At 62.9% G+C, this 6,135-nt stretch carries 6 protein-coding genes and 1 tRNA gene; 1 reads left to right on the forward strand and 6 read right to left on the reverse strand.

Annotated elements, in window-relative coordinates:
- Both ACIQT2_RS09790 and ACIQT2_RS09795 read right to left on the reverse strand, forming a co-directional pair.
- Positions 1-468 (reverse strand): SufE family protein, encoded by a 468-nt coding sequence (locus tag ACIQT2_RS09790; protein ID WP_400334501.1) that lies wholly within the window; start codon positions 466-468, stop codon positions 1-3.
- Positions 469-505: 37 nt separating this feature from the next.
- Complete coding sequence (locus tag ACIQT2_RS09795; RefSeq protein WP_402945901.1) at positions 506-1,432, reverse strand: sulfurtransferase; 927 nt, start codon at positions 1,430-1,432, stop codon at positions 506-508.
- A gap of 212 nt (positions 1,433-1,644) precedes the next feature.
- On the opposite strand from ACIQT2_RS09795, the gene zapE reads away from it, so the two are divergent.
- The gene (gene zapE, locus ACIQT2_RS09800) at positions 1,645-2,682 is read left to right on the forward strand and encodes a cell division protein ZapE (protein ID WP_400334745.1); all 1,038 of its coding nucleotides are present in this window, start codon (positions 1,645-1,647) and stop codon (positions 2,680-2,682) included.
- Between the two features lie 66 nt (positions 2,683-2,748).
- Here the strand turns inward: zapE and ACIQT2_RS09805 are convergent, their stop codons facing one another.
- The 4 genes from ACIQT2_RS09805 to ACIQT2_RS09820 form a co-directional block, all read right to left on the reverse strand.
- Positions 2,749-3,963, reverse strand: a complete 1,215-nt coding sequence (locus tag ACIQT2_RS09805; protein ID WP_402945902.1) for a benzoate/H(+) symporter BenE family transporter — start codon at positions 3,961-3,963, stop codon at positions 2,749-2,751.
- Positions 3,964-4,082: 119 nt separating this feature from the next.
- The gene (locus tag ACIQT2_RS09810) at positions 4,083-4,316 is read right to left on the reverse strand and encodes an antitoxin (protein WP_402945904.1); all 234 of its coding nucleotides are present in this window, start codon (positions 4,314-4,316) and stop codon (positions 4,083-4,085) included.
- A gap of 84 nt (positions 4,317-4,400) precedes the next feature.
- Positions 4,401-5,855: an amino acid permease gene (locus ACIQT2_RS09815; protein ID WP_402945906.1), complete on the reverse strand. Its 1,455-nt coding sequence runs from the start codon at positions 5,853-5,855 to the stop codon at positions 4,401-4,403.
- Positions 5,856-6,038: 183 nt separating this feature from the next.
- Positions 6,039-6,114, reverse strand: a tRNA-Gly gene (locus tag ACIQT2_RS09820).
- Positions 6,115-6,135: the final 21 nt, after the last annotated feature.

Below are 6,135 nucleotides of genomic sequence, written 5' to 3' on the forward strand. Positions count from 1 at the left end.
CTAGCGTTCCAGCCTGCTGGCCGCTGCCACTTTCCGCTTGATGCGTCCCAGCATGGCCGTCATTCCGCGCATGCGCAGGGGAGTGATGGCCCGGGTCAATCCCAGCAGTTCCGGCATGTCGTCCGGAACCGCAAGGATCTCTTGTGCCGTCAGGCCATCGAGTCCCTCATGCAGGACACCGGCGAACCCACGCGTAGTGGGAGCCTCCGGTGGTGCCTTGAAGAACAACCGGTAGGCACGGGCACCAGCCGGGTCCGTCCCGTTTTTCTCGGACTCGATGGTCAGGAACAGCGGGGACTGGCACTCGACAACCTGCTCCAGCAATTCCGGATGGTTGGTGAGGCGCTCCGGCAGTTCCGGCAGTCCACGGGAAAACTCAAGCAGCAACTGCAGGCGCTCCGGCTCGGACAGTGCCTGGAAGTCATCGACGATTTCCGCCAACGCGGCGGGCAAAGTGTTGGTACTCATCACTTCCAGCTTACGCACTGCTCCGCCGGATGACGCGCTAGTTACGGACCAGGGCTGCAGGAACAGAACCGCGTTCCGCGCCCTTGACGATCGGAACGCGGACCGCGTTGCCCCATTCGGTCCAGGAACCGTCGTAGTTGCGTACGGAGTCGAAGCCCAGCAAGTACTTCAGTGCGAACCAGGTGTGGCTGGAGCGTTCACCGATGCGGCAGTAGGCCACGACGTCGTCGCCCGCCTGCAGTCCGGCGTCGCCGAGGTAAAGGGCTTCGAGCTCTTCACGGGTGCGGTAGGTGCCGTCCTCGGCTGCTGCCTTGGCCCAGGGAACGGATGCGGCAGTGGGGATGTGGCCGCCACGGAGGGCGCCTTCCTCGGGGTACGCGGGCATGTGGGTGCGCTGGCCCGTGTACTCCTCGGGGGAGCGGACATCGATCAGCGGGCTGCCGAGGTGGGCCAGGACGTCTTCCTTGAAGGCGCGGATGGGGGCGTCGTTGCGCTCGATTTCCGGGTAGCTTCCGGCAGCCGGGGCAGGGACGTCGGTGGTGAGTTCGCGGCCCTCGGCGATCCACTTGTCGCGGCCACCGTCGAGGAGGCGCACGTCCTCGTGGCCGAACAGTGTGAAGACCCACAGGGCATACGCGGCCCACCAGTTGGACTTGTCGCCGTAGATAACCACCGTGCTGTCGCGGGAGATGCCCTTGGCGGCAACCAACGCCGCGAACGCTGCGCCGTCCACGTAGTCGCGGGTGACTTCATCATTCAAGTCGGTGTGCCAGTCGATCTTGACGGCGCCGGGGATGTGCCCGGTTTCGTACAGGAGGACGTCCTCATCGGACTCCACGACCACCAGCTTGCCGTCGGCGAGGGCGCCCTCTGCCAGTGCTGCGGCGAGCCATTCGGTGGATACGAGTCGTTCGGGGTTCGCGTAAGCGGCGAACTTTTCGTTCTGTTCAACGGGGTAGGACATGCTGGTGGCCTTTCACTGACATTGGACGGAGCCAGGCACTTCGATGGTGCTGCACTTGCCTGCCCGGCTTGCTCCCAACACTAACCACGGGCCGCAGCCAATGCTTCCCGGCTGTTCACATGGTGAAACATGGCTTTGGTCACGTGCCCGTTCGTGGAGCCCCCGATGCCGGTATTCTTGCTGGGGACCCACAACCTGAAGAACGGACCACCGTGGTACAGATCGAACAATTGGCTGCCCGCACACCGGCAGTCTCAGTGGAAGAGCTCCTTAAAGGGTTCTACCCCTCTCCGCGGTTCGGCGAGGTTTCGTTCGACAGCTACCGACCGGACCCTTCGCAGCCCAGCCAGGCCAACGCGGTCAAGCTGCTCTCGGCATTTGCCGACAGCGTCGGAGCCGATGACAACGGCGGGCTCTTCAAGAAGTTGTTTGCCAAGAAAGCTGCCACCCGGGCTGGAATCTACCTCGACGGCGGCTTCGGTGTGGGCAAGACCCACCTTTTGGCCTCCTTGTGGCACAGGTCCCCGGGTCCGAAGGCTTTTGGTACGTTCGTTGAGTACACCAACCTGGTTGGCGCGTTGTCCTTCCGGAAGACGGTGGAGGCGCTCAGCAGCTACAAACTGGTGTGCATTGACGAATTCGAACTGGACGACCCCGGTGACACCGTCCTGATGTCCCGCCTCATGCGGGAACTGGCCGACGCCGGCGTGAAGCTCGCTGCTACGTCCAACACGCTGCCGGGTTCCCTGGGTGAAGGCCGTTTCGCGGCTGTTGACTTCCAGCGGGAAATCCAGGTCCTCGCCGACCAATTCGATGTGGTGAGGATCGATGGCGAAGACTTCAGGCACCGCGGCCTGCCCGCCGCTCCTGCGCCACTCAAGACCGAAGAACTCAAGCACCGCATGCAGGCAGAGTTCGACGGCAAGACCGTGGCGGTGGACGATTTCCGCACCTTGGTGGACCACCTCGCCGGCGTGCACCCGAGCCGCTACCGCCAGTTGATTTCCGGGATCGAGGCCGTGGTCTGGCGGGATGTGGAAACAATTACGGAGCAGGCCGTCGCCCTGCGGTTCGTTGTCCTTGCCGACCGCCTGTATGACAAGGATGTGCCCATTCTCGCCAGCGGTGTCCCGTTCGACAAGCTCTTCACCGAAGAAATGATGGGTGGCGGCTACATGAAGAAGTACTTCCGGGCGGTCTCCAGGTTGACCGCGCTGGCCCGTGAGGGGCAGAACCACGAGCCCGCCTGATCCCTCAGGACCTGACTCAAAATGACCGCCCGGGCTTTGCCCGGGCGGTCATTTCATTGGCCACCGTTACCGCGGTTGCAGTGGTTCCCTTGACTTCAGCAACAAGCGGATGAGGATGCCGCCGGCCAACGCCCAGAAAGCCGCACCGATTCCGGCGAAGCTGAGCCCGGAGGCAGCGAGGAGGAAGGTCACCGATGCGGGAATGCGGTCTTCGGCAACGGCCAGTGCCGAAGAGATGGAGGAGGCCAGGGTGCCGAGCAGTGCCAGGCCCGCAACCGCCTCGAGGAGGCCCGAAGGCGCGGCGGCCACCACCGTGACAAGGGCCGCGGAAAAGACTGCCAGAAGCAGATAGGCCACGCCGGAGGTGAAGGCGGCGATCCAGCGCCTGCCCTGGTCCCGTCCGGCTTCCTCCCCAGCCGCCAAGGCGGCACTGAGGGCAGCAAGGTTGATGGCGTGGCCGCCAAAGGGCGCACCCACAAGTGTTCCGGCTCCCGTCACCAGCATGGACGGCCGCCACGGGGTGGTGAATCCAAACGACTTCAGGACCGCAACGCCGGGAATGTTCTGCGACGCCATGGTGACGATGAACAGAGGCAGGGCAATGCCGACTGCGGCTTCCACCGTGAAAGCCGGTGTGGTCCATTCAAGCCGTGGCATCAGTGAATCGAGGGGGAGTTGGACGCCATTCAACCCCATATGGATGCCGATGACCCCCAGTGCCACGAGCAGGGAAGCAGGGACCGCCCAGCGTGCCGCGAACTTCATCATCAGCAACCAGCACAGCGCCACGGGGCCAACCAGGAGGGGAGCGGAGCCCAGTGATTTGAACGGGGCAAGGCACAACGGGAGCAGGACGCCGGCAAGCATGGCCTGGGCGAGGGTTGTGGGAATCCTGGTCATCAGCCGTCCGAGCACGGGAAGCAGGCCTGTCAGGAGGATCAGCACCCCGACGACCAGGAAGGCTCCTACTGCCGCGGGCCAGCCGCCGTCGACCATTCCTGCAGAGGCGAGGAGCGCCGCGCCAGGGGTGGACCACGCAAGGGTTATGGGGAGCCTGGACCGCCACGACAGCCATAGGATGCCAAGTCCAAAGGTCAGGGTCAGCGCCAGGAGGCCACTGGAGGCCTGCTCTTGGTTGGCGCCCACAGCGCGCAGGCCTGCGAGGACCACGGCGAAGGAGGAGGTGAATCCGACCAGCGCCGTCACGATGCCGGCGGAAAGGGGTGGGCCGAGTCCCTCTTTGCTGGTGGGGCGTTGGACCGCTGAAGAGGGTGAAGGCATACTCTCCAAACTACCCGAGGGCCTGCCCTGGTGCGGTTCGTTAAACGCCAAGGGCACCGGCGGCGCCTCTCGGCGGGACCGGTGCCCCCTTGACGTATCTGGTGTGGCGGCTCAGGCAGCTATGGCTGCTTTGGCTCATCCGCGACGGGAGCCTGTCCGGCGTCCCCATCTGACTTGGCCACGAAATCGGAAGCGGCGTTCTGGACAGCATCGACCTGGTTGGCGAACTTGCCGCCGGTCTTTTCGTCGATGAAGTCTCCGGCCTTTTCGATGCCATTCTGGATGGCTTCTTCGTTGCCCTGAATGAGACCCTGAGCCTTGCCCTTCAGGTCGTCAATTAATCCCACGGGCACCTCCTTTCCGTCGCGGAGCCAGTTCGCTCCTCCGAGAGTGACCCTAACACCAGTCGGCGGGGGTGCCAAGGATCCGGTAGTCCGCTACGCCAAGGGCTTACTGGACTCCAGATGACGTGGACTGTCCGGGTTCATCAAGGAGTGCTTTTTGCCGTAGAAGAAGTAGATGATCAAACCGATGATGAGCCATGCGCCGAAGCGGAGCCACGTCTGCCAGTGCAGTTGGGCCATCAGGAAGGCCGACGCCAAGACACCGAACGCGGGGACCACGGGCATGAGGGGAAGCCGGAAGGTCCGGGGTGCATTGGGTTTGGTGTAGCGGAAGACGATCACCGAGACACAGACCACCACGAAGGCCGCAAGGATGCCGACGTTGGTCAGGTCCGCGACTTCCTTGATGGGGAAGACCCCGGCAAGGAAGGCTGAACCGATGCCGGCGATCCAGGTGACGCGTTGCGGGGTACCGTGTTTGTCCGTCTTTGCGAACCAACCCGGCAGGAGCCCGTCCCGGCTCATGGAGAACCAGACGCGCGTGACGCCCAGAAGGAACGTGAGCATTACCGTGAGGATGGAAAGGACGGCGAACACCGAGATGATCGTGGCGATCACGGGCAGGCCTACTCCTGCGAAGGCCGAAGCGAAGCCGGCCTTGGGATCGATGTCCTTGTAGTTCTGCATTCCTGTCAGCACCAGGGTGGCGGCCACGTAGAGCAACATGGCGATGATCAGTGACAGCACGATTGCCTTGGGCATGTGCTTCTTGCCATCCTTGGCTTCCTCGGCGGCAGTACTCATGGCGTCGTAGCCGAACACGGCGAAGAAGACCGTGGCTGCGCCGGCCAGGACCGGACCGAAGCCGCTGGGCATGAACGGGTTGAAGTTCTCGGTGTTGATGTAGAAGATGCCCAGTCCAATGATGAACAGGATCAGGACCACCTTGATGGCTACCGCCACGAGTTCAAAACGGCCGAAGGCCTTGGTTCCCCGGCTGAGGATCCAGGTGACCAGGAGGCACACGAGGATGGCGGGCAGGTTGATGACGCCGCCTTTGCCTTCATCCGCAGTGGAAGTCATCCACGTGGGCATGTGGATGCCAATGCCTGACAGGAAGGCGTCGAAGTAGCCGGAGATGCCGATGGCGACGACGGCAACGATCGCGATGTACTCCAGCAGGAGGTCCCAGCCAATGAACCAGCCGATGATCTCCCCGAGGGCGACGTACCCGTAGGTGTAGGCAGAACCGGCCCGCGGAATCATTCCCGCGAATTCGGCGTAGGACAGTGCGGCCGCACCGGAGGCGAGGCCGGCCACCAGGAAGGAAATGAGTACCGCCGGGCCCACGCCGGGGTTGTTGGCGTCGCCATGGGCCACCAGCCCTGCCAGCGAAAAGATGCCGACGCCGATGATTCCGCCAACGCCGATGGCCGTCAGTTGCCAGAGGCCAAGACTCTTGAAGAGTCCGCTGTGCTTGCTTTCTTCTTCGATGTCGTCGATCGGCTTACGCCTCAGGACCGACTGCGAAGCGGTCTGTTGATTCATGGGTACTCCTGCCAAGGGGCGATTGGTGATGAGTTCGCAGTACATTATGCGAGACCAATCACATTGGATAAAGCGATTTTTTCTTAGCCTTATAGATTAAGTGGGCTGATGAATTGCGGCCCTGTAACCCCGCTTGGCTGGATGAGGGCATAAAAAAAGCAGCTCCGAGGAGCTGCTTTTCCGTGGAGCGGACGACGAGATTCGAACTCGCGACATCCACCTTGGCAAGGTGGTGCTCTACCAGCTGAGCTACGTCCGCACATGTTGTTTGCCTGGTTGC

It is taken from the genome of Paenarthrobacter sp. NPDC090522 (assembly GCF_044769225.1).
GTDB lineage: Bacteria > Actinomycetota > Actinomycetes > Actinomycetales > Micrococcaceae > Arthrobacter.